This window comes from Streptomyces sp. CC224B (genome assembly GCF_030010595.1).
Lineage (GTDB): Bacteria > Actinomycetota > Actinomycetes > Streptomycetales > Streptomycetaceae > Streptomyces > Streptomyces longispororuber.
In genome coordinates this window covers 2,999-28,651 of record NZ_JASCXL010000091.1, presented here as the reverse complement: position 1 = coordinate 28,651, position 25,653 = coordinate 2,999, and the positions used below count along the sequence as shown (strand labels likewise).

2 protein-coding genes are annotated in these 25,653 nt (G+C 74.4%); both read right to left on the bottom strand.

Going from position 1 to position 25,653, the window contains the following annotated elements; genetic code table 11:
* Positions 1-37: 37 nt before the first annotated feature.
* A complete protein-coding gene (locus tag QK440_RS29925) occupies positions 38-20,422 on the bottom strand; it encodes a non-ribosomal peptide synthetase (RefSeq protein WP_282796360.1) in 20,385 nt (6,794 codons plus the stop codon).
* Positions 20,419-25,653 (bottom strand): non-ribosomal peptide synthetase, encoded by a 5,235-nt coding sequence (locus tag QK440_RS29920; protein ID WP_282796359.1) that lies wholly within the window; start codon positions 25,651-25,653, stop codon positions 20,419-20,421. Before QK440_RS29920 ends, QK440_RS29925 begins: the two co-directional genes overlap by 4 nt.

Genomic DNA, 25,653 nt, shown 5'->3' with positions numbered 1-25,653 from the left:
ACCGGAGGGGGCCGGTCGGCCGGGCCTGCGGGCGCGGTCAGTCGGTCTGGGCGGCCGCCGCGACGGCCTTGACCACCTGCTCGCCCGCGTCCGCGTTGGTCAGCACGACGAGCCCGGTGCCCGACCGCAGCGCGGTCAGCGAGACGCCGTGGTAGCCCGCCGGGGTGCCGCCGTGCCCGAACTCCGTGTCGGAGCCGGTGACGTCGACGACGGTGCCGAGCCCGTACAGGCTGTCCGGCGCGGGCGCCAGCAACTGCGCCGCGGTCTCCCGGCGCAGCAGCGCGAGCGGCCTGCCGAGCGCCGAACGCCGCACCTCCAGGGCCACCTTGGCGAGGTCGGCGGCCGTCGACCACAGCCCGGCCGCCGCCGCGTCGGGCCGCACGCGCCAGCCGCCGTCGAGCACGCGGCCCTCGGCGTCGTGCCCGAGCGCGACCGGCCGCCCGGCGTGGTCCGGGAAGTCCTGCGCGAAGCTGCTGTCCCGCATGGACAGCGGGTCGAGCACCAGGCGCCGCATCAGCGCGGCGAACGGCTCGCCCGTGGCGTCCTCGAGGACCTGCTGCACGACCACGTAGTGCGCGTTGGCCTTGCGGAAGGCGCTGCCCGGGACGGCGCCCCGGGTCACCGGCGGCACGTCCGGGTCGGCGGTGCCACGCAGCAGGTCGAGCAGGGCGGGCGCCGCCGCGGCCGGGTGGTGGCCGCCGCCCGGCGTGGACGACAGGCCCGAGCGGTGGCCGAGGAGCTGCCGCAGCGTGACGGGCTCCTCGCCCGCGCCGCCCGGCACCCGCCAGGACGTCAGGTACGTGTTGACGTCCGCGTCCAGGTCGAGCACGCCGTCGTCGGCCAGGCGCAGCACGCCGAGGGCCGTGACGTGCTTGCTCAGCGACCCGGTCTGGAACGGCGTCGCCGCGGTCAGCGGGACGCCGTCGGCCGCCGCGCCGTACGCCTCGACGGCCACCAGCTCGCCGCCGTGCAGCAGGGCCAGGCCGACGCCCGGGACGCGGCACCGCTCCATGGCGCGGCGCACCTCGTCGGCGTCGGGCACGGCCAGGGTCCCGCCGAGGCGGCCGCCGCCGCGCGGGTTCGCCGCCCGGGCCTTCTCGGCGGCCTCGGCGGCGGCCCGCTCGCGCTCGGCGGCCTGCTCGGCGGCCACGGCCGCGTCGACGGCCGCCGCGAGATCGGCGAGGGTCTCGTGCTGGTAGAGCATGAACAGCGACAGCGGCAGCTTCTCCTGCTGGGCCGCGGCGACCACCTTGATCACCAGGATGGAGTGGCCGCCCCGCGCGAAGAAGCTGTCGTGCCGGCCGACCCGCTCCACCCCGAGGACCCGCTCCCAGACGGCCGCGAGCCGGATCTCCGTCTCCGTCACCGGGGCGGTGAACTCCGCCTCGGCGACGGCCTGCGACGGGTCGGGCAGCGCGCGCCGGTCGACCTTGCCGTTGGCGTTCAGCGGCAGCGCGTCGAGCACCGTGAAGGCGGCCGGGACCATGTACTCGGGCAGGTCGCGCCCGCAGTGCGCGGCCAGCTCGGCCGGGGTGGGCGCGGCCGTCCCCGCCGGGGCCACCACGTAGGCGGCGAGGCGCGTGTCCCCCGGGGCGTGCTCGTGCCCCAGGACGACGGCCTCCCGTACGCCGGGGTGGGTGAGGAGGGTGGTTTCGATGTCGCCGGTTTCGATGCGGTAGCCGCGGATCTTGACTTGGTGGTCGGTGCGGCCGAGGAATTCGACGGTGCCGTGGGTGGTCCAGCGGGCGAGGTCGCCGGTGCGGTAGAGGCGTGCGCCGGGGGTTTCGGGGTCGGGCAGGAAGCGTTCGGCGGTGAGGTCGGGGCGGTTGAGGTAGCCGCGGGCGACGCCGGTGCCGCCGACGTAGAGCTCGCCGATGGTGCCGAGGGGTACGGGGTGCATGCGCTGGTCGAGGATGTGCATGGTCAGGCCGGGCAGGGGTGCGCCGATGGGGACGATGCCGGGGCCGGGGTCGGCGGGCACGGGGTGGATGCTGGTGCCGACGGAGGCTTCGGTGGGCCCGTACTCGTTGATCAGCCGCTCTGCGCCCAGGAGTTGGATCCAGTGGGCGGCGAGCGCGCCGGGCAGGGCCTCGCCCGCGACCACGACCACCCCGGCGAGTTCGGCCGCCTGGGTGGGGCTGAGCTGCCCGGACAGGATGTCCAGGTGGCCCGGGGTCAGCTTGAGGAAGCTGAACGGGCCCGCCGCGACGAGCCGTTCACCCAGTTCGGACAGGTCGAGGTCCTGGGGCAGGAGGTGGACGCGCTGTCCGGTCAGGAGGGGTGCCCAGACGTTGGGGACGACGAGGTCGAAGGCGATGGAGGAGAAGACCGCGCCGCCTCCGGTTCCGGCGGTGGTGAGTCGGTCACGGGCCCAGGTGAGGTGGTTGGCGAGGCCTCGGTGGGTGACGGCGACGCCCTTGGGCCTGCCGGTGGAGCCGGAGGTGTAGATGACGTACGCCAGGTCCTCCGGGTCCGGCGTGGTGCCGGGCGCCTGTGACGGCTGCTCGGCGATCCGCGCGGCCTCACCGGCCAGGTCGATGACGTGCACACCGGAAGGAATCCGGTCCGCGTAACCGCTGGTGGTGAGGGCGGCGGTGGCTTGGGCGTCGCCGAGCATGGCGTGGATGCGGGCGGCGGGGAAGTCGGGGTCGATGGGGATGTAGGCGGCGCCTGTCTTCCACACGCCGAGGAGGGTGGCGTGCAGGTCCGGGCCGCGGTCCAGGAGGACGCCGACGAGGGAGCCGGTGGTGATGCCCTGGGCGGTCAGGTGGTGGGCGATCTGGTTGGCGCGGGTGTCGAGTTCGGCGTAGGTGAGCTGGAAGCCGTCGCCGGTGACGGCCACCGCCTGCGGGGTGCGGGCGGCCTGCTCGGCGATGAGGGCCGGGGTGGGCCGGTCACCGCCGGTGGCGGGTGCGCCGGTGCCCCAGCGGGTCAGGCGCTCGGCCTCACCGGAAGGCAACGGCACCAGGTCGGCCGAGCCGTCCACGCCCTGGGTGGCCATGGCCTCCAGGACCTGGCGGTACATCCCCGCCAGCCGCTCCGCGTGGGCCCGGGACACCGTGCGCGGCGCACAGCGCAGCTTCAGGCGGCCCCGGGCGGTCGAGACGGAGAGGCCGAACTCGTTGGAGCTGGAGCCGAACGCGGCGGAGTCGTCCACCAGCGCCCCCGCGCCCTCGGCGTGCTCGGCGTCGAAGTCCTGGTAGCTGAAGTAGACCTCGATGAGCCGGGCGCCGTCGGTGAACTCGCGCTGGAGGGCCGGCATCGGGAAGTGCCGGTGCGCCCACACGGCCCGCTCCTCCGCGAAGACGCGCGTCACCAGCTCGCCCCAGGTGCGGGCGGAGCGCTCGTACCGTACGGGCAGCACGTTGAGGAACATGCCCCGCACCTGGTCGGCGCCGACCGCCTCCGGGCGCACGTGGTGCGTGAGGCCGGACAGGAACCGGTCCTCGTGGGTGAGCGAGGAGAGCACCTTCAGGTGCGCGGCGAGCAGCACGCTCTTGAACGGCGTCCTGGCCCGCGCGGCCAGGTCGCGCAGCCCCTGCTCGATGTCGTCGAACGCGACGTCGAGCGCGTACGTGCCCGAACCGTCCCGGCCGTCGTGGTCCGCCAGGGCGGCGGGGACACCGAACCGCTCCGCGTCGGTGACCCGGCCTTGCCAGAACGCGCGGTCGTCCGGCGAGTCCAGGGCGGCCAGCTCGGCCGCGACCGTGTCGGCGAACCGCACCGCCGGGGCCCTGCGGGCGGGCTCGGTGCCGTCGAGGTACGCGTGGTACGTCTCCATGACCTCGGCGAGCAGCCCGTTGATGCTCCACCCGTCCAGGATCACGTGGGAGTTGGCGGTGGTGAGCTGCCAGCTCCCGTCGTTGAGCGTGTGCACGGCGATCCGCAGGAGCGGTGCCGCGTACTGGTCGAGGGCGTACCGCGACAGCTCGTCGGCGTAGCCGCGCAGGGCGTGCTCCGCCTCCTCCAGGGGCGTCAGCGTCAGGTCGGTGACCCGTACGGGCAGCGCCGCGTCGGTGTGCACGAGCTGGAGGGGCACCGAGTAGCGGTCGAGGTCGACGCTGGTGCGCAGCACGTCGTGGCGGGCGACCAGCGCGTCGACGGCGCGCTGGAACGCGGCCGCGTCGAAGGGCCGCCCGTCGCGCACGCGCAGGCTCGTCACGATGTGGTACGCGGGCCTGCCGTCCGCGGACAGCATCTCGATCTGCATGCCGAGCTGGTTCTGCGTCAGCGGGTAGGCGTCCTCGACGCCCTCGGGCAGCAGCGCCCGGTCCTCCGCGCCGATCAGTGCGAAGGGCCGGACCGCCACCGGCGCCGCCCGGTCGCCGGCGCCGCGCTCGGCCGCCAGCTCGCCGAGTTCCGCGACCGTCGGCCGCTCCATCAGCTCCTTGACGCCGACGTCGTACCCGGCGTCGCGCAGCGTGCCGGTGAGGATCACCGCGCGGATGGAGTCGCCGCCGAGTTCGAAGAAGCTGTCGTGGACGCCGACGCGGTCGACGCCGAGGACGTGCTGCCAGATCTCGGCGAGGTGGCTCTCCAGCGGGGTGCGCGGGGCGGTGAACTCGCCCGCCGTGCGCAGCTGTCCGCCGTCGGGTGCGGGCAGGGCGCGCTTGTCGAGCTTGCCGTTGGTGGTGAGGGGGATGGCGTCCAGCTCGACGAAGGCAGTCGGGACCATGTACTCGGGCAGCGACTTGCCGAGTTCCTCGCGCAGGGCGCGCGGGTCCAGGGTCTTGCCCGGGGCAGGGACGGCGTAGGCGATCAGGCGCTTGTCGCCGGGGGTGTCCTCGCGTACGACGGTGACGGCTTCGCGCACGCTGGAGTGGGCGGACAGCGCTGCGGTGATCTCGCCCAGTTCGATGCGGAAGCCGCGGATCTTGACCTGGTCGTCGATGCGGCCGTGGAAGTCCAGCGTGCCGTCCGCCCGCCGCAGGGCGAGGTCGCCGCTGCGGTACATGCGCGCGCCGGGGATGTCGCTGAACGGGTCTGGGACGAAGCGTTCGGCGGTCAGCGCGGGCCGGTTGAGGTAGCCGCGCGCCACACCGGGACCGGCGACGTGGATCTCGCCCGGCACGCCGTCCGGCACGGGCCGGCCGTCGGCGTCGAGCAGGTGCACCGTGAGGTCGCTCAGCGGGTCGCCGATGGGGTTGCCCGCGTCCGGCGCGAAGTCCCGCTTGGTGAGCCGGTGGTAGGTGGTGTGGACGGTGGTCTCGGTGATGCCGTACATGTTCACCAGCGCGACCCGGTTGAGCCCGATGCGCTCGGTCCACGGCTTCAGCTCCGCGATCTCCAGCTTCTCGCCCGCGAAGATCACCGCGCGCAGGAAGAGGTACTTGACGCGCGGGTCCTTCTCGGCGGCGGCCGTCACCAGGGAGCGGAAGGCGGTCGGTGTCTGGCTGAGGACCGACACCTCCTGCTCGACGAGGAGGTCGATGAACTCGTCGGGCGAGCGCGTCACGTCCTGCGGTACGACGACGAGGTGGCCGCCGAAGGCGAGGGCGCCCCACATCTCGAAGACGGAGACGTCGAAGGCGTAGGAGTGGGCCATGGACCAGACGTCGGTCTCGTCGAACTCGTAGTGCTCCTGGGCGGTGGACATCAGGCGCACCACGTTGGTGTGGGTGAGCGCGACGCCCTTGGGCTTTCCGGTCGAGCCGGAGGTGTAGATCGTGTAGATCAGGTTGTCCGGGCCGGAGACGGGGACCGGGTTCTCCACGGGCTGGGCAGCCAGCGCCGCGAGCGCCTCAGCCGCGTCGAGGATCACCACCTCGCCCCCGTACACACCCCGCAGGCCCTCGGCGAGGTCGGCGGTGGTCAGCACCACGCGGGCGCCCGCGTCGGCGAGGACGTAGCCGAGGCGGTCCATGGGGTTGGCCGGGTCCAGCGGGAGGTAGCCCGCGCCGGACTTCAGGACGCCCAGGAGCGCGGGGATCAGGTCCGCGCCGCGGTGGAGGTGGACACCCACCAGGTCCTCGGCGCCGACGCCCCGGTCGCGCAGGAGGTGCGCGATGCGGTTGGCGCGGGCGTTCAGCTCGCCGTACGACAGCTCGACGTCGCCGGCGGTCACGGCCGGGGCCTCGGGCCGCTCGGCGGCCCGCGCCTCGAACAGCTCGTGCGCGAGGGCGCCCCGGGCGGTGTCCGCGGGGGCCGGGCGCTCGGCCGCCGCCTCCGTGCGCGCCGCCTGGAGGACGGCCGTGGCGTCGCCGTCGAGGCCCGCGGCGATGGACTCCAGGACCGCCCGGTACATCCCGGCGAGCCGGTCGGCGCCCGGGCGGGCCAGGGTCGCGGAGTCGGCGCGGATGCCGAGCTTGCGGTCGCCGTAGGCGTCCACGGTGAGCCCGAACTCGGTGGCGGCCTGGCTCACGCCCGTGCCGGTGTCGACCAGGGAGGCGTCGGTCTGGTGGAAGTCGACGTAGTTGAAGAACACGTCGACCAGGCGCTCGCCGCCCGCCGCGCGCTGGATCGTGGGCAGCGGGTACCGCCGGTGCGCCCACACCTCGGTCTCGTGCGCGAAGACCCGGGCGAGCAGCTCGCGCCACGTCCGCGCGCCGCGCTCGTACGGGAACGGCAGCGTGTTGAGGTGCATGCCCACCACGCCCTCGGCGCCGGTGGCCTCGGGCCGGGTGTGGAAGACGACGCCGGTGTGGAACGCGGGCTCGTCGGTGAGCTGGCTCAGGACCTTCAGGTGCGCCGCGAGCATCAGCGTCTTGAACGGCACGTCGGCCTCGGCGGCCCGCGCCCGCAGCGCCTCGGCCAGGTCGGCGACCGGCACGTCGACGCCGTACCGCTCCGGCGCGGCGCCGGGCGCGCCCGCCCAGGCGGCGGGCGGCAGCATCTTCGCGTACTCCGAGACGACGCGCTTCCAGTACGCGCCGTCGGCGGTGCCGCCCAACGACTCCAGCTCGCCGGCGACGGCGTCCGCGTAGCGCACGGGCGGCGCCTGGTACGGCGCGGGCGCGCCGGTGTCCCGGATCTCCCGGTAGGAGTTCACGAGTTCCATCTCCAGGGTGTGCTTGCTCCAGCCGTCGGTGACGACGTGGGAGGTGGTGAGGGTCAGCCACCACGCGTCGTCGCTCTCCAGGTGCACGGATACGCGCAGGAGCGGGGCGGTCTTGAGGTCGAACAGGTCGGCGCGCTCGGCGTCGATGTGGGCGTGCAGCAGCCGCTCGCCCTCCACCTGGCCGACACCGCGGCAGTCGCGTACGACGACCGGGATCTCCGGGGCCCGGTGCACCACCTGGAGGGGCACCGAGTAGCCGGTGACGTGCACGGACGTGCGCAGCGCGTCGTGCCGGGCGGTGACCTCACGGACGGCGGCGCGCAGCGCCTCCTCGTCGAACGGCGCGTCGTCCTTGATCCGCTTGGCCGTCACCGTGTGGTAGCTGTTGCCGCCGTCCACACTGCCGAGCAGCTCGGCGACCATGCCGAGCTGGACCTGGCCCAGCGGGTAGGCGTCGACGGCGTCGGCGGGCAGCAGCGCCCGGTCCGCGGCGCCGATCAGGGCGTACGGCGCGGTGGCCGCGGCCTCGCCGTCGGTGAGGCGGCGCCTGCCCTCGGCCAGCGCGGCCAGCGCGGCCGGGGTGCGCTGCTCGAAGACGTCGCGCACGGACACGTCGTAGCCGCGCCCGCGCAGGCCGCCCACGACGGCGACGGCCCGGATGGAGTCGCCGCCCCGGTCGAAGAACCGGTCCCGCGTGCCCACGCGGTCGGCGCCGAGCGCCCGCTGCCAGACCTCGACGACGTCCGTCTCGGCCGCGGTGACCGGAGCGGTGTAACCGGGCCCGGCCGCGCCCGCGCCGTCCGGAGCGGGCAGGGCCGCGCGGTCCAGCTTGCCGTTGGCGTTGAGCGGGATCGCCGCGAGCGCGACGTACGCGGACGGCACCATGTACGCCGGGAGCCCGGCCGCGCAGTGCCGCTCCAGCTCCTCGGCGAGCCCTGCCGTGTCCGTGCCCTCGCCGGTCACCACGTAGGCCACCAGGCGCTTGCCGCCGTCCGCGTCCTCGTGGGCGACGACACGGGCGTCGGTCACCCCCGGGTGGGTGAGGAGGGTGGTCTCGATGTCGCCGGTTTCGATGCGGTAGCCGCGGATCTTGACTTGGTGGTCGGTGCGGCCGAGGAATTCGACGGCGCCGTGGGTGGTCCAGCGGGCGAGGTCGCCGGTGCGGTAGAGGCGTGCGCCGGGGGTTTCGGGGTCGGGCAGGAAGCGTTCGGCGGTGAGGTCGGGGCGGTTGAGGTAGCCGCGGGCGACGCCGGTGCCGCCGACGTAGAGCTCGCCGATGGTGCCGACGGGCACGGGGTGCATGCGGGCGTCGAGGACACGCATGGTCAGGCCGGGCAGGGGTGTGCCGATGGGGACGACACCGGGGCCGGGGTCGGCGGGCACGGGGTGGATGCTGGTGCCGACGGAGGCTTCGGTGGGCCCGTACTCGTTGATCAGGCGCTCCGCGCCCAGGAGTTGGGTCCAGTGGGCGGCGAGGGCGCCGGGCAGGGCCTCGCCCGCGACGACGACCACCCCGGCCAGGGCGCGGGCCTGCGCGTCGGTGAGCTGGTGCGACAGCACCTCCAGGTGGCCCGGGGTCAGCTTCAGGAAGCTGAACGGGGCGTGCTCCAGCAGGTGCTTGCCCAGTTCGGACAGGTCGAGGTCCTGGGGCAGGAGGTGGACGCGCTGTCCGGTCAGGAGGGGTGCCCAGACGTTGGGGACGACGAGGTCGAAGGCGATGGAGGAGAAGACCGCGCCGCCTCCGGTTCCGGCGGTGGTGAGCCGGTCGCGGGCCCAGGTGAGGTGGTTGGCCAGGCCGCGGTGGGTGACGGCGACGCCCTTGGGCCTGCCGGTGGAGCCGGAGGTGTAGATGACGTACGCCAGGTCGTCCGGGTCCACGGCCACGTCCGGCGCGGTGGCCGGGCGGGCGGTGATCTGCTCACGGTCACCGGCCAGGTCGATGACGCGTATCCCGGCGGGGATGCGGTCGGAGTATCCGGTGGTGGTGAGCACGGTCGTGGCTTGGGCGTCGCCGAGCATGGCGTGGATGCGGGCGGCAGGGAAGTCGGGGTCGATGGGGATGTAGGCGGCGCCTGCCCCCCACACGCCGAGGAGGGTGGCGTGCAGGTCCGGGCCGCGGTCCAGGAGCACACCGACGAGGGAGCCGGTGGTGATGCCGTGGGCGGCGAGGTGGTGGGCGATCTGGTTGGCGCGGGTGTCGAGTTCGGCGTAGGTGAGGTGGAAGCCGTCGCCGGTGACGGCCACCGCCTGCGGGGTGCGGGCGGCCTGCTCGGCGATGAGGGCCGGGGTGGGCAGGTCACCACCGGTGGCGGGTGCGCCGGTGCCCCAGCGGGCAAGCTGGTCGGCTTCGCCGGAAGGCAACGGCACCAGGTCGGCCGAGCCGTCGACGCCCTGGGTGGCCATGGCCTCCAGGACCTGGCGGTACATCCCCGCCAGCCGCTCCGCGTCGGCGCGGCTGACCACGCCGGTGTGCGTCTTGAGCGTGAGGCCGCCGCCCGACGTCGTCACCGTGAGGCCGAACTCCGTGCTGCCGGAGCCGAACCCGGCGGCCAGGTCGATCTGTTCGGCGTCCAGGTTGTGGAAGTCCTGGTAGTTGAAGATGACGTCGATGAGCCGCTCGGACGCCCCGGCGAGCCGGTGCACCTCCGGCAGCGGGAAGCGCCGGTGCTGCCACAGGGCCACTTCCGTGTCGAACACCTGGCGCAGCAGCTCGCCCCAGGTGGCGGCGGTGCGGGAGTACGGGAACGGCAGCGTGTTCAGGTACATGCCGTGGACCCGGTCGGCGCCGAGGACCTCGGGCCGCGTGTCGCAGACCAGGCCCGCGTGGAACCGCTCCTCGTGCGTGAGTGAGGAGAGCACCTTCAGGTGCGCGGCGAGCAGCACGCTCTTGACGGAGACGCGCGCCGAGGCGGCGAGCGCCCGCAGCGGCTCCTCCAGGTCGCCCAGCGGCACCGTCACGCTGACGGCCTCCGGCGTCCCGGCCGAGGCGTCCGCCCACGGGGCGGGCAGCGCGAACGGGGCGTGGGCGTCCACGACGCCCTGCCAGTAGGCGCGGTCCTCCGCCGAGTCGAGCGCCGCCAGTTCGGCGGCGACCGTGTCGGCGAACCGCACGTCGGGCGCCTGGTGCGCGGCCGGCGTCCGGCCCTCGCGCAGGGCGCGGTAGCAGTCGATCAGCTCCATCAGCGTGGTGTGCTGGCTCCAGCCCTCGGTCACCATGTGGGACCTGGTCAGGCTGAGCCACCAGCCGTCGTCGCCGAGGTGCGCGGCCATGCGGAGCTGCGGGGCGGTCGCCGGGTCCAGCGGCCGCGCCTGCTCGGCGGCGACGTGCTCGCGCAGCGCCGCGTCGACCTCGTCCCGGCTCAGGCCGCGCAGGTCGCGCACCGTGAGCGGCACCTCGACCGAGGCGTGCACGAGCTGCAGCGGCGTGGAGCACGTCGACAGGTCGAAGGAGGTGCGCAGCGCCTCGTGCCGGGCGGTGACCTCCCGGACGGCCGCGCGCAGCGCCTCCGCGTCGAACGGGCGGTCGTCGCGCACCTTGTAGCCCGCGGTGCTGTGGTAGTGGGCCCCGGCTCCGGCCTGCAGCTCGTACAGCATGCCGGTCTGCACCTGGGTGAGCGGGTAGGCGTCGTCGAGCCCGGCGGGCAGCAGCGCCCGGTCGGCCTCGCCGATCAGCTCGAAGGGGCGCACGGCGCGGTGGGCCGCCGCCGGGGCGCCACGCGTGCCGATCAGCTCCGCGAGCCCGGCGATGGTGCGCTGCTCGAACACGTCGCGCACGGACACGTCGTACCCGGCCGCGCGGACCGCGCCGACCAGCGAGACGGCCCGGATGGAGTCGCCGCCCAGGTCGAAGAACGAGTCCTCGACGCCCACGGTCTCCAGGCCGAGCACGTCGGACCAGATGACCACGAGCTGCTGCTCCAGCGGGTTGCGCGGCGCGAGCCCGCCGACCGCCGTGAGCGCCGACGTGTCGGGTGCGGGCAGGGCGCGCTTGTCGAGCTTGCCGTTGGTGGTCAGCGGGATGGCGTCCAGCTCGACGAAGGCGGCCGGGACCATGTACTCGGGCAGGGTGGCGCCGAGCGCGTCGCGCAGGGCACGCGGGTCGAGGGCCTTGCCCGGGGCGGGGACGACGTAGGCGATCAGGCGCTTGTCACCCGGGGTGTCCTCGCGGACGACGGTGACGGCCTCGCGGACGGTGTCGTGGGCGGAGAGGGCGGCGGTGATCTCGCCGAGTTCGATGCGGAAGCCGCGGATCTTGACCTGGTCGTCGATGCGGCCGACGACCTCGAGGCCGCCGTCCGCGCGGCGCAGGGCCACGTCACCGCTGCGGTACATGCGCGCGTCGGGCACATTGCTGAACGGGTCGGGCACGAACCGCTCGGCGGTCAGCGCGGGCCGGTTGAGGTAGCCGCGCGCCACACCGGGACCGGCTACGTGGATCTCGCCGGGGACACCGAGGGGCACCGGGTGCCCGGCGGAGTCCAGGAGGTAGACGGCGAGGTCGGCCAGCGGGTGGCCGACGCGGCTCGTGGCCGGGTGGGTGAGGTCGTGGTCGTCGAGGCGGTGGTAGGTGGTGTGGACGGTGGTCTCGGTGATGCCGTACATGTTCACCAGTGCGACCTGGTCCACGCCGACGCGGTCGGTCCACGGCTTGAGCGCCGCGATCTCCAGCTTCTCCCCCGCGAAGATCACGGTGCGCAGGGCCAGGTGGGCGAGGCGCGGGTCGTCCTCCGCGGCGGCGGTGACGAGGGAGCGGAAGGCGGTCGGCGTCTGGCTGAGGACGGTGACGCCGTGGTCGGCGAGCAGGTCGATGAACTCGTCGGGGGAGCGCGTGACGTCCTTGGGCACGACGACGAGGTGGCCGCCGTGGGCCAGGGCACCCCACATCTCGAAGACCGAGACGTCGAAGGCGTACGAGTGGGCCATGGACCACACGTCGGTGGTGCCGAAGCCGTAGTGGTCCTGGGCGGTCGACATCAGGCGCACGACGTTGGTGTGCGTCAGGGCGACGCCCTTGGGCTTTCCGGTCGAGCCGGAGGTGTAGATCGTGTAGATCAGGTTGTCCGGGCCGGAGACGGGGGCCGGGTTGTCCACGGGCTGGGCATCCAGCTCCGCGACCGCCTCGGCGGTGTCGAGGACGACCAGGTGGCCGTCGTACACCTCGCACAGGTTCTCGGCGAGGTCGGCGGTGGTCAGGACGGTCCGGGCCCGGGCGTCGGCGAGGACGTAGCCGAGGCGGTCCAGGGGGTTGGCCGGGTCCAAGGGGAGGTAGCCCGCGCCGGACTTGAGGACACCGAGGATCGCGGGGATCAGGTCCGCGCCGCGGTGGAGGTGGACGCCGACCAGGTCCTCGGCGCCGACGCCCTGTGCGCGCAGGAGGTGCGCGACCCGGTTGGCGCGGGCGTTCAGTTCGCCGTACGTCAGCACGTCCGTGCCCGCGGTGACGGCGGGGGCCTCGGGCCGCTCGGCGGCCCGGGCCTCGAACAGCTCGTGCGCGAGCGCCGTGACCTCCGAGGTCCGCTCGGCGGCGGGCAGCAGCACCTCCCGCTCGCCGCCCGGCAGGTAGGTGGCGCGGGCGTCGCCGGACGCGCCGTCGCGGGCCATGGACTCCAGGACCGCGCGGTACATGCCCGCGAGCCGGTCGGCGTTCTCCTGGGACAGGACGTGGCTGTCGCTGCGCAGGCCGAGCATGCCGCCGATGCTGCTGACGGCGAGGCCGAACTCGGTCTCCGTACGGTTGATGCCGTTGCCCTCGTCGACGACCTCGTCCTCGATGAGCGCGCGGAAGTCCAGGTACGTGAAGAACACGTCGATGAGGTGCTGCTGACCGCCCGGCTGGATGCTGGGCAGCGGGAAGTGGCGGTGCGGCCAGGCGGCCACCTCGTCGTCGAAGACCTGACGGACCAGCTCGCCCCAGGTCGCGGCGGTCCGCCGGAACGGGTGCGGCAGCGTCGTGATGTACATGCCCATCAGCCGGTCGGAGCCCGCTACCTCCGGCCGGGTGTGGCCCACGAGGCCGGTGAAGAAGCTCTCCGCGTCGGTGATCTGGCTCATCACCTTCAGGTGGGCGCCGTGCAGGACGGCCTTGACCGGCACCCCGGCCGCCGCGGCGAGGCGGCGCAGCCCGGACTCCAGGTCCCGGTAGGAGAACCCGGCGTCCACGCGCTCGGCGGGCGCGGCCAGGTCGCCGTGCCAGCCGGCGGGCAGCTCGAAGCGGGCGTTGTCCGTCACGACCCGCTCCCAGAAGGCGCGGTCCTCGGCGGACTCCAGCGCCGCCAGCTCGGCGGCGACCGTGTCGGCGAAGCGGACCGGCGGGGCCTCGTAGCCGATCTCGCGGCCCGCGCGCAGGTCGCGGTAGACGGAGGTGAGCTCCTTCAGGAGCTCGTGGTAGCTCCAGCCCTCCAGGACGGCGTGGTTCTTGGTGTACGAGACGCGCCACGTCTCGTCGCTCTGCACGTGCACGAAGATCCGCAGGAGCGGCTTGCGCTCGGACAGGTCGAACGGGTTGGCCCGCTCGGCCGCCGCGAAGGCCACCAGTTCCGCCTGCTGGGCGGCGCGGTCCAGGCCGCGCAGGTCCGCCCAGTCGACGGGGACGGCGACCTCGTGGTGCACGAGCTGCATCGGCACGCTGAAGCCGGTCAGGTCGGCCGAGGTGCGCAGGATGTCGTGGCGCGCGCCCACGATGCCCACGGCCTCGCGGAACACCGCGATGTCGAAGGGCCCGTCGTCGCGGACGAGGAACGAGATGAAGTCGTGGTAGTTGCCGCGCTCGCCCGAGGCCAGGGTCTCGACCAGCATGCCGGTCTGCACCTGGGTGAGCGGGTAGGCGTCGTCGAGCCCGGCGGGCAGCAGCGCCCGGTCGGCGTCGCTGATCAGCGCGAACGGCTCGACGGCCGCGACCGGCCCCGACGGTACGGGGCGCCCGGTCGCCGAGGCGCAGAGCGCGGCGACGGTGGTGTGCTCGAAGACGTCGCGGACACCGACCTCGAACCCGGCCGAACGCAGCTTGCCCACCAGGCCCACGGCCCGGATGGAGTCGCCGCCGAGCTGGAAGAAGTCGTCCTCCACGCCGACGCGTTCGACGCCGAGAGCCTCAGCCCACACGGCGGCCATGCGCTCCTCTTCGGGCGTGCGCGGGGCGACGTACCGGTCCTTGTCGACCAGCTCGGTGCTGGGTGCGGGCAGGGCGCGCTTGTCGAGCTTGCCGTTGGTGGTGAGCGGGATGGCGTCCAGCTCGACGAAGGCGGCCGGGACCATGTACTCGGGCAGGGTCTGGCCGAGTTCCTCGCGCAGGGCGCGCGGGTCGAGGGCGTGGCCTTCGGCAGGGATGACGTAGGCGATCAGGCGCTTGTCGCCGGGGGTGTCCTCGCGGACGACGGTGACGGCCTCACGCACGCTGGAGTGTGCGGAGAGGGCGGCGGTGATCTCGCCGAGTTCGATGCGGAAGCCGCGGATCTTGACCTGGTCGTCGATGCGGCCGACGACTTCGAGGCTCCCGTCGGGCAGGCGGCGCGCGACGTCACCACTGCGGTACATCCGGGCGCCGGGGATGTCGCTGAAGGGGTCGGGTACGAAGCGTTCGGCGGTCAGCGCGGGCCGGTTGAGGTAGCCGCGCGCGACACCGGGACCGGCGACGTGGATCTCTCCGGGGATGCCCAGCGGGACCGGGTGTCCGTGGGCGTCGAGGAGGTAGACGGCGAGGTCGGCCAGCGGGTGGCCGACGCGGCTCATGGCCGGGCGGGCGAGGTCGTGGTCGTCGAGGCGGTGGTAGGTGGTGTGCACGGTGGTCTCGGTGATGCCGTACATGTTCACCAGCGCGACCCGGTCCAGGCCCACCCGGTCCGTCCACGGCTTGAGCTGGGCCACTTCCAGCTTCTCGCCCGCGAAGATCACGGCACGCAGCGCCAGGCGCCCCAGGCGGAGGTCCCCGCCGGCGGCGGCGGTGACGAGGGAGCGGAAGGCGGTCGGCGTCTGGCTGAGGACGGTGACGCCGTGGTCGGCGAGCAGGTCGATGAACTCGTCGGGGGAGCGGGTGACGTCCTTGGGTACGACGACGAGGTGGCCGCCGTGGGCCAGGGCGCCCCACATCTCGAAGACGGAGACGTCGAAGGCGTACGAGTGGGCCATGGACCACACGTCGGTGGTGCCGAAGCCGTAGTGGTCCTGGGCGGTCGACATCAGACGCACGACGTTGGTGTGCGTCAGGGCGACGCCCTTGGGCTTTCCGGTGGAGCCGGAGGTGTAGATCGTGTAGATCAGGTTGTCCGGGCCGGAGACGGGGGCCGGGTTGTCCACGGGCTGGGCATGCAGCTCCGCGAGTGCCTCGGCGGTGTCGAGGACGACCAGGTGACCGTCGTACACCTCGCGCAGGTTCTCGGCGAGGTCGGCGGTGGTGAGGACGGTCCGGGCCCGGGCGTCGGTGAGGACGTAGCCGAGGCGGTCCATGGGGTTGGCCGGGTCCAGCGGGAGGTAGCCCGCGCCGGACTTGAGGACACCGAGGATCGCGGGGATCAGGTCCGCGCCGCGGTGGAGGTGGACACCCACCAGGTCCTCGGCGCCGACGCCCCGGTCGCGCAGGAGGTGCGCGATGCGGTTGGCGCGGGCGTTCAGCTCGCCGTACGACAGGGAGACGGCGCCGGCGGTGACGGCGACCGCCTCGGGCTGCTCGGCGGCACGGGCCTCGAACAGCTGGTGTGCGAGCGACGTGACCTCCGAGGACCGCTCGGCGGCCGGGAGGACGGCCTCGCGTTCACCCTCGGGCAGGTAGACGGCGCGCGCGTCGCCCGAGGCGCCCTCGTGCGCCATGGACTCCAGGACCGCCCGGTACATGCCCGCGAGCCGGTCGGCGTTCTCCCGCGAGACGGAGCGCAGGTTCGCGGTGAGGATCACGTGCCCTGCGCGCGACGACACGGTGAGCGGGAACTCCGTGGGGCTGTCGTCCATGCCGGACAGCGCGTCCACCAGGTCCGTGTCGAGCTGACGGAAGTCCTGGTAGTTGAAGTAGACGTCCATGAGGCGGCCGGTGCCGCCCCACTCGCGCTGCACGGCGGGCAGCGGGTAGCCGCGGTGCGGCCACATGCGCACCTCGGCGTCGAAGACCTCGCGGACCAGCTCGCCCCAGGTGGCGGCGGTGCGGGTGTACGGGAACGGCAGCGTGTTCAGGTACATGCCGTACACGCGGTCGGCGCCGAGGACTTCGGGCCGGGTGTCGCACACGAGGCCCGTGTGGAACGACGTCTCGGCGGTGAGCTGGCTCATGACCTTGAGGTGCATGGCCAGCATGACGGCCTTCATGGAGGTGTCGGTGGCGGCCGCCAGGGCGCGCAGGCCCGGCTCCAGCTCCCGCCAGTTGAAGCCCGCCTTGTAGCTGGCGTGCTGGTCGGCGGCCGGGTCGCCCCAGCCCTCGGGGTGCGTCAGCTTGGCGTGCGAGCCGACCAGGTCCGCCCAGAACGCGCGGTCCTCCGCGGAGTCCAGGGCCTTCAGCTCGGCCGCGACGGCGTCGGCGAAACGGACGTCCGGGGTCTCCTCGACCTCGGGCTCCCGGCCGTCGCGCAGCGCCAGGTAGGTCGTGACGACCTCCATGAGGAGCGAGTGGTAGCTCCAGCCCTCCATGATGGGGTGGCACTCGGTGACCGAGATCCACCAGCCGCCGTGCGACGTGGTGTGCGCGTGGAAGCGCATCAGGCCGGGCCGCGCCATGTCGAAGGCGTTGGCGCGCTCGCCCTCGCCGAACGCGGCGACCTCCGCCCGCGCGGCGTCGGCGTCGAGGCCGGTCAGCTCGTGCACGCCCATCGTCATCTCGGCCCGGTCGTGGACGAGCTGGAGCGGGCGCGAGTAGCCGGACAGGTCGATGGACGTACGCAGGATCTCGTGCCGGGCCGTGATCCGCCGGCCCGCCTCGGCGAACGCCTCCGCGGAGAACGGCGCCGCGTCCCGGACCCAGAACGACGACACGTTGTGGTAGTTGTTCTGGCTGTCGTCGGCCAGCATCTCGATGACCATGCCGAGCTGGTTCTGCCCGAGCGGGTAGGCGTCGACGATGTCCTCGGGCAGCAGCGCCCGGTCCTCGTCCGAGATCAGCTCGAAGGGCACGACGCGGTGGTCGGCGACGGCCTCCGCCCGTGCCTCGCCGGTGAGTTCGGCGAGCCGGGCCACGGTACGGCGGTCGAAGACGTCGCGTACGGCGACCTCGTAACCGGCCTCGCGCAACGCGCCCACCAGGGCGACGGCCCGCAGCGAGTCGCCGCCGAGCTCGAAGAAGCTGTCGTGGACGCCGACGCGGTCGACGCCGAGGACGTGCTGCCAGATCTCGGCGAGGTGGCTCTCCAGCGGGGTGCGCGGGGCGGTGAACTCGCCCGCGGTGCGCAGCTGTCCGCCGTCGGGTGCGGGCAGGGCGCGCTTGTCGAGCTTGCCGTTGGTGGTGAGGGGGAGGGCGTCCAGCTCGACGAAGGCGGCGGGGACCATGTACTCGGGCAGGGTCTGGCCGAGTTCCTCGCGCAGGGCGCGCGGGTCGAGGGTGTGGCCTTCGGCGGGGATGAGGTAGGCGATGAGGCGCTTGTCGCCGGGGGTGTCCTCGCGGACGACGGTGACGGCCTCGCGCACGCTGGAGTGTGCGGAGAGGGCGGCGGTGATTTCGCCGAGTTCGATGCGGAAGCCGCGGATCTTGACCTGGTCGTCGATGCGGCCGACGACTTCGAGGCTTCCGTCGGGCAGGCGGCGCGCGACGTCACCGCTGCGGTACATCCGGGCACCGGGCACATTGCTGAACGGGTCGGGCACGAAGCGTTCGGCGGTCAGCGCGGGCCGGTTGAGGTAGCCGCGCGCCACACCGGGACCGGCGACGTGGATCTCGCCGGGAACGCCGATCGGGGCGGGGTTCCCCTGGCCGTCGAGGAGGTAGACGGCGAGGTCGGCCAGCGGGTGGCCGACGCGGCTCGTGGCCGGGTGGGTGAGGTCGTGGTCGTCGAGGCGGTGGTAGGTGGTGTGCACGGTCGTCTCGGTGATGCCGTACATGTTCACCAGCGCGACCTGGTCCACGCCGACGCGGTCGGTCCACGGCTTGAGCGCCGCGACCTCCAGCTTCTCCCCGGCGAACACCACGGCTCGCAGAGCGAGTTCAGCAATCCGCGCGTCGCCTTCGGCGGCGGCGGTGACGAGGGCGCGGAAGGCGGTCGGGGTCTGGCTGAGGACCGACACCCGCTGCTCGACGAGGAGGTCGATGAACTCGTCGGGCGAACGCGTCACGTCCTGCGGTACGACGACGAGGTGGCCGCCGAAGGCGAGGGCGCCCCACATTTCGAAGACGGAGACGTCGAAGGCGTAGGAGTGCGCCATGGACCAGACGTCGGCGGTGCCGAAGCCGTAGTGGTCCTGGGCGGTCGACATCAGGCGCACCACGTTGGTGTGGGTGAGCGCGACGCCCTTGGGCTTTCCGGTGGAGCCGGAGGTGTAGATCGTGTAGATCAGGTTGTCGGGGCCGGAGACGGGGACCGGGTTCTCCACGGGCTGGGCAGCCAGCGCCGCGAGCGCCTCAGCCGCGTCGAGGATCACCACCTCGCCCCCGTACACCCCCCGCAGGCCCTCGGCGAGGTCGGCGGTGGTCAGCACCACGCGGGCGCCCGCGTCGGCGAGGACGTAGCCGAGGCGGTCCATGGGGTTGGCCGGGTCCAGGGGCAGGTAGCCCGCGCCGGACTTCAGGACGCCCAGGAGGGAGGGTATGAGGTCGGCGCCGCGCTGGAGGTGGACGCCGACGAGGTCCTCGGCGCCGATGCCCCGGTCGCGCAGCAGGTGCGCGATGCGGTTGGCTCGGGCGTTCAGCTCGGCGTACGACAGGGAGACGGCACCTGCGGTGACGGCGACGGCCTCGGGCTGCTCGGCGGCACGGGCCTCGAACAGCTGGTGTGCGAGCGCCGTGACCTCCGAGGACCGCTCGGCGGCGGGCAGGACCAGCGCGCGCTCCTCATCGCCGAGGATGTCGAGCGCGGCCACGGGGGCGTCGGGCTCCGCGAGCGCCCGGTCCAGGAGGGCGGCGAAGTGGCCCGCCAGGCGCTCCACCGTGGCGTGGTCGAAGAGCGCCGTGACGTACTGGAAGCGGGTGTGGAACGTGCCGTCGGGGCGCTCCTGGACCTGGAGGGTCAGGTCGCACTTGGCGATGCCGTCGCTGTCGCCGAACGGCTCGGCCGTCAGGCCGGGCAGCGTGAACGCGTCGAGGCGCCACTCGTGCATCGTGAAGGCGACCTGGTACAGCGGGGTGCGGGACTGGTCGCGCTCCGGCTGGAGCTCGTCCACGAGGCGGGCGAACGGCACCTCCTGGTGGTCGAAGGCGTCCAGGACGTCCTTGCGGCACGCCTCCAGGAGGCCGGCGAAGGTGGCGTCCTCGTCGTCCCAACGGGCGCGCATCACCAGGGTGTTGATGCCGTAGCCGAACAGCTCCTGCAGCTCGGGGCGGGTACGGCCCGAGACGACGGTGCCGACGGGGATGTCGCGGCGGCCCGTGTAGCGGGAGACCAGCGCCTGGTAGGCGGTGAGGAACACCGCGAAGGGCGTCGTCGCGTACCGCTTGGCCGCCTCGCGGACCCGCTCGGACAGGGCGGACGGCAGGTCGAGGGCGACGTCGGCGCCCGCGTGGCTGCGGTGCGCCGGGCGCGGGCGGTCGGCGGGCAGGTCGAGCGGGGCGATGCCCGCGAGCCGCTCGCGCCAGTACGCCAGGTGCGGCTCGGCGCCGGGACCGGCCAGCTCGGCGCGCTGCCAGGCGGCGAAGTCGGCGTACTGCAGGGCGGGGGCCGCGAGGCCGGTGTCCGTGCCGGCGAGGGCGGCGGCGTACCCGGCGCTGAGGTCGCGGCCGAAGATCCGGGTCGACCAGGCGTCGCAGGCGATGTGGTGGAAGACCACCGCGAGGACGTGGTCCTCCTCGGCGAGGCGGACCAGCGTGCCGCGAACCGGCCACTGCGTGGCCAGGTCGAAGGGGACGCCCATGGCGGCGCGCAGCTCGTCCAGGGCGCGCTCCTCCCGCTCGGCGGCCGGGGCGGCGGTGAGGTCGACCCGGGCGAGCGGCACCGGCGCGGGCTCGTCCACGACCTGCGCCGGGCTGCCGTCGATGTACGCGTAGCGGGTGCGCAGGATCTCGTGGCGGGCGCACACCTGGTCCCAGGCCCGCTGGAGCGCGGCCGCGTCGAGGGCGCCGCGCAGCCGCAGGACGAGCGGCACCAGGTACTCGGTGCTGTCCGGCTCCAGGCGGCTGAGGAACCACATCTGCTGCTGGCCGAGGCTCAGCGGCAGCGGGGCGGAACGGTCGGCGCGCGGGATGGCGGCGCCCCGCGCGGCGCCGGTGGGGGCCGCCGAGCCGCCGCGGCGGCGACGGCCCGCGAGCCGGGCGCGCAGCAGCTCCTCGCGCAGGGCCTCGGCGGACTGTGCTTCCTGCTGGCTCATGCGTTCTGTTCCTTCGTCTGCGTCTGAGTTTGGGGCTGCGTCTGGGTCTGCGTCTGGGTCTGCGCCTGGGGCTGCGTCCGCGTCTGCGTCCGCGCCTGCGGGGAGTCGGTGGAGCTGGTGCCGGGGGCGTCCGGACCGGTGGCGTCGGTGACGGGAGTTGCGTCGGTGACGGCAGTGGCGTCGGTGGTGGCGTCGGTGAGCAGGTCGGCGTCCGACATCTGCTCGATCTCGGCGCGGACCCGGTTCTCGATCGTCTCGGCGAGGTCGACGACCGTCGGGCCTTCGAAGACGGCGCGGACGGGCAGCGTGACCCCGAACTCGTTCTGGATCTCGGCGATCAGGCGGATGGCGAGGATCGAGTTGCCGCCCGAGTGGAAGAAGTTGTCGCGCGGCCCGGCCTCGATGCCGCAGGTGTCGCGCCAGATCTCCCGTACGACCTCGGCGGTCGGGCTCAGCGGCGTCTCGTCGGCACCGGCCGTCGCGGTGACGGGCTCGGGCAGGGCGCGCCGGTCCACCTTGCCGTTGCGGTTGAGGGGGATCTCGTCCAGGAGCGTGAAGCTGCCCGGCACCATGTACGGCGGCAGCGTACGGGCGCAGTGCTCGGCCAGCGCGGCCCCGGTCGTGCCGTCGCCGGCGTCCGGCGCGGCCGTCCAGTACGCGGCGAGGCGGACCTGGGCGCCGCTGCCGTGCGGGACCACCACGGCGTCGGCGACCCCGGCGTGGCCGAGGAGCGCGGCACGGATCTCGCCCGTCTCGACGCGGTAGCCGCGGATCTTGACCTGGTGGTCGGTGCGGCCGAGGAACTCCACGGCGCCTTCGGCGTTCCAGCGGGCCAGGTCGCCGGTGCGGTAGAGCCGGGCCCCGGGGACGTCCGGGTCGGGCAGGAAGCGCTCGGCGGTCAGGCCGGGGCGGTTGAGGTAGCCGCGGGCCACGCCGGTGCCGCCGACGTACAGCTCGCCGACCGCGCCGACGGGCACCGGGCGCATCCGCTCGTCGAGGACCCGCATGGTCATGCCGGGCAGCGGTGCGCCGATCGGCACGACACCCGGGCCGGGGTCGGCCGGGACGGGGTGGATGCTGGTGCCGACAGAGGCCTCGGTGGGGCCGTACTCGTTGATCAGGCGCCCGGGGCCCAGGAGCCGGGTCCAGTGCGCGGCGAGGGCACCGGGCAGCTCCTCGCCCGCGACGACGACCACCCCGGCCAGCTCGGCCGCTTCGGTGGGGGTGAGCTGCCCGGACAGGATGTCCAGGTGGCCCGGCGTGAGCTTGAGGAAGCTGAACGGGCCCGCCTTGACCAGGCGTTCGCCCAGCTCGGACAGGTCCAGGTCCTGCGGCAGGAGCACCACGCGCTGCCCGGCGGCCAGCGGCCCCCACAGGTTCGGCACGACCAGGTCGAAGGCCACCGAGGAGAACACGGCGCCGCCGCCGTCCCCGGCCGCGGCGAGCCGGTCGCGCGCCCACACCAGGTGGTTGGCCAGGCCCCGGTGGGTGACGGCGACGCCCTTGGGCTTGCCGGTGGAGCCGGACGTGTAGATCACGTACGCCAGGTCGTCCGGGTCCGCCTGGACGGGCGGTTCGGCGGCGTGCGGCGCCCCGGCCGCGGCGCCGTCCGCGCCGTCGGCGGCGGTGGCGCCGTCGAGGCCCTCCACCCCGTCGAGCCGTACGACGTGCCCGGTGAAGCCGTCCCCGGCCGTGGCCGTGTCGTCCGCGTACGCCTCCTGCGTGAGCAGTACGCGGGCCCCGGCGTCGGCGAGCATGCCCGCGCGGCGCTCGGCGGGGAACGCCGGGTCGAGCGGTACGTAGGCGCCGCCCGCGTGCCACACGCCCAGGAGCGCGGCGTGCAGCTCCGGGCCGCGGTCCAGGAGCACGCCGACGGGGGTGCCCCGGCGCACGCCGAGGGCCCGCAGCCGGGCGGCGACGCGTGCCGCGCGGCCGGTGAGTTCGCGGTAGGTGAGGGTGGCGGTGTCGCACTCGACCGCCACCGCGTCCGGGGTGCGCGCGGCCTGCTCCGCGACCAGGGCGGGCACGGTCGCCGTCGGCGCCGGGGTGGTGTCGGTGCCCCAGCGGGCCAGGCGGTCGCCGTCCTCGGCGGACAGCAGCGGCAGCTCGCCCAGGGGCCGCGCCGGGTCGGCCGCCGCGGCCGCCAGGAGCCGGCCGAGGCCCGCCGCGAGCCGGGCCGCGGTCGCCTCGTCGAACAGGCTGGTGGCGTACTCCAGGCCGCCCGTGAGGGAGCCGTCGGCCTCCGGCCTGAGCAGCAGCGTCAGATCGGTGTGCGTGACGCGCCACAGCCGCCGGACCGTCTCGAAGTCGTCGTCGACGGCGCTGTTGAACTCCTCGCCGTGCAGGTCGAACGCGACCTGGTACAGCGGGGTCCGGGACAGGTCGCGGTCCGGCACCAGCTCGTCCACCAGCAGGTCGAACGGCAGGTCCTGGTGGGCGAAGGCGTCCGTGGCCGCCGCGGCCGTGCGGGCCACGGCGTCGGCGAACCCGAGACCGGGCTCCAGGCCGCAGCGCAGCACGACGTTGTTGAGGAAGAAGCCGACCACGCCGTCCAGTTCGGGGCGGCCGCGGCCCGTCACGGGGGCGCCGACCGGGAAGTCCCACTGCCCCGCGTGCCGGGCGAGCACGGCGGCGAAACCGGTGAGGACGGTGGCGAACCGGGTGGCGCCCGCGTCGGCGCCGACCGCGTCGAGGGCCCGGACCGTCTCCGCGGGGACCGTCAACGGGACGATCGCGCCGTGGCCGTCGCGCACGGCGGGCCGCGGCCGGTCGGTGGGCAGGGACAGCGGCTCGTGGCCGTCCAGGACCCGGCGCCAGTGGGCGACCTCCTCGGCGACGACGTCGTCCGTGAGCTGCGCGCGCTGCCAGGCCGCGTAGTCGGCGTACTGCACGGGAAGGTCCGGCAGGACCGGGGTCTCGCCGCGCAGCAGCGCGTCGAGGACCTGCGTGAACTCCCGCTCCAGGACCGTCGTGGACCAGCCGTCGGTGGTGATGTGGTGCATCGCCACGGCCAGGATGCGCGGGCCGCCCGTGACGTCGAGCAGCTCGGCGCGCAGCAGCGGGCCGCCGCCGTCGAGCGGGAAGCCGCGGCCGAGGAGCGCCGCCAGCCGGTCCGGCAGCTCCTCGCGGCTCACCGGCGCCCCCGCGGCCACCGCCACGGTGACCTGGGCGTCGGTGAACTGCCGCGGCTCGCCGTCCACCTCGGCGAACCGGGTGCGCAGCGCCTCGTGCCGCTCGACCAGGGTGTTCAGGGCCTGGGCCGCCTGCTCGCGGGTGGCCGCCGCGGGCACCTTCAGGAGCAGGCCCGCGACCCACTCCGGGCTCGCCGGGTTGAGCCGGTCCATGAACCACAGCCGCCGCTGCCCGTACGACAGCGGTACGCCGCCCTGCCGCTCCACCCGCGGCATCGGCGGGGTCTCCCGCGCCACGGTCACGTCGCCGAGCAGCGCCGCCTGCGCGCGCAGCGTCGGGGCGCCGAGCAGGGCGCGCAGGGTGACGTCCCGGCCGGTCTGCGCGCGCAGCCGGGCCGCGAGCCGGGTGAGCTGGAGGGAGGTGCCGCCGAGGCGGAAGAAGTCGTCGTCCGCGCCGACCGCCTCGCGGCCGAGCAGTTCCCGCCACGCCTCGGCGACGAGCAGCTCGGCGTCCGTGGCGGGCGCGTCGCCGTCCGCTCCGGCCGCGGCCCCGCTCACCGGGTCCGGCAGGGCGCGCCGGTCGACCTTGCCGGTCGGGCCGAGCGGCAGCCGCTCAAGCTCCAGGAACACCGCGGGCACGTGCGTGCCGGGCAGCCGCTCCAGGAGGTACGCGCGCAGCCCGGCGACCACGTCCTGCCCCTCGGCGCCGCGCGGTACGACGTACGCGGCCAGGCGCTGACCGCCCTCGGGCAGGGTGTACGGCAGCACGGTCGCGGCGGCGACGCCGGGGTGCGCGGCCAGCTCGGCCTCGATCTCGCCGGGCTCGATGCGCACGCCGTTGACCTTGGCCTGGTCGTCGGCGCGGCCCAGGTACTCCAGGACGCCGTCGGCCCGCCAGCGGACCCGGTCGCCGGTGCGGTACAGGCGGGAGCCGTCCTTCGCGAACGGGTCCGGCACGAACCGGTCGGCGGTCTGCCCCGGGCGTCCGAGGTAGCCGCGGGCCACGCCCACGCCGCCGATGAGGAGTTCGCCCGGTACGCCGACGCCGACGGGCGTGCCGGAGGCGTCCACGACGAGCACCCGCAGCCGCTCCACGGGCCGCCCGATCGGCACCGGGCCGCTCTCCTGCGCCGGGTCGAAGCGGTGCGCGGTGGCGTTGACGGAGCACTCGGTCGGGCCGTAGGTGTTCCACACCTCGACGTCGGCGAGGGACCGAAGCCGCCGCGCCAGCTCCGCGTGGAGCTGCTCGCCGCCGGAGGCGACCAGGCGCAGCGCGCCGCAGCGCTCCCAGCCGTCCTCCTCCACCATCAGCCGCAGCACGGACGGCACCACCTGGAGGACGGTCACGCCCTGCTCGCCCGCGGTGCGCACCAGGGCGGCCGGGTCGCGCTCGGCGCCCGGCTCGGCGAGCACCACGGCCGCGCCGTGGGCCAGGGGCGCGAAGACCTCCCACACGTGGGCGTCGAAGATGAGCGGGGTGCGGTGCAGGACGCGGTCCCCGGGGGCCAGGTGCCAGTGCCGGCCCATCCAGTGGATGAGGTTGGCGATGCCCGCGTGGCTGATCAGGACGCCCTTGGGGGTGCCGGTGGAGCCCGAGGTGTGCAGCACGTAGGCGGCCTGGTCGGGGTCGACGGCGGCCGGGTCCGGCAGCTCGGCGGCGGGCTCGGGCCCGGCCGCGTACTCGGCGGGGACGACCGGCCGGGCCCCGGTCGCGGTGACCGCGGCCGTGCTCGCGCCGTCGCACAGCACGAGCCCGGTGCCGGAGCCGGTGACCAGGGCGGTGAGGCGGGCCTGCGGCTGGCTCGCGTCGAGCGGCAGGTAGGCGGCGCCCGCCCGCCAGATCGCGAGGAGCCCGACCACCTGGTCGAGGGACCGGGCGTGCAGGACACCGACCGGGACGTCAGGACCGGCCCCCAGGTCCCGCAGGTGGCGGGCCAGGCGGGCGGAGCGGCGGTCGAGGTCCCGGTAGGTGAGCTGGGCGTGGCCGGCCACCACGGCGACGGCGTCGGGAGTGCGCGCTGCCTGACGGCCGATGAGCTCGGGGGTGAGCGGGGCCGTACCGGCCGCTGCGTCCGTCCGCTGAACGTGAGCGGGGTTCAT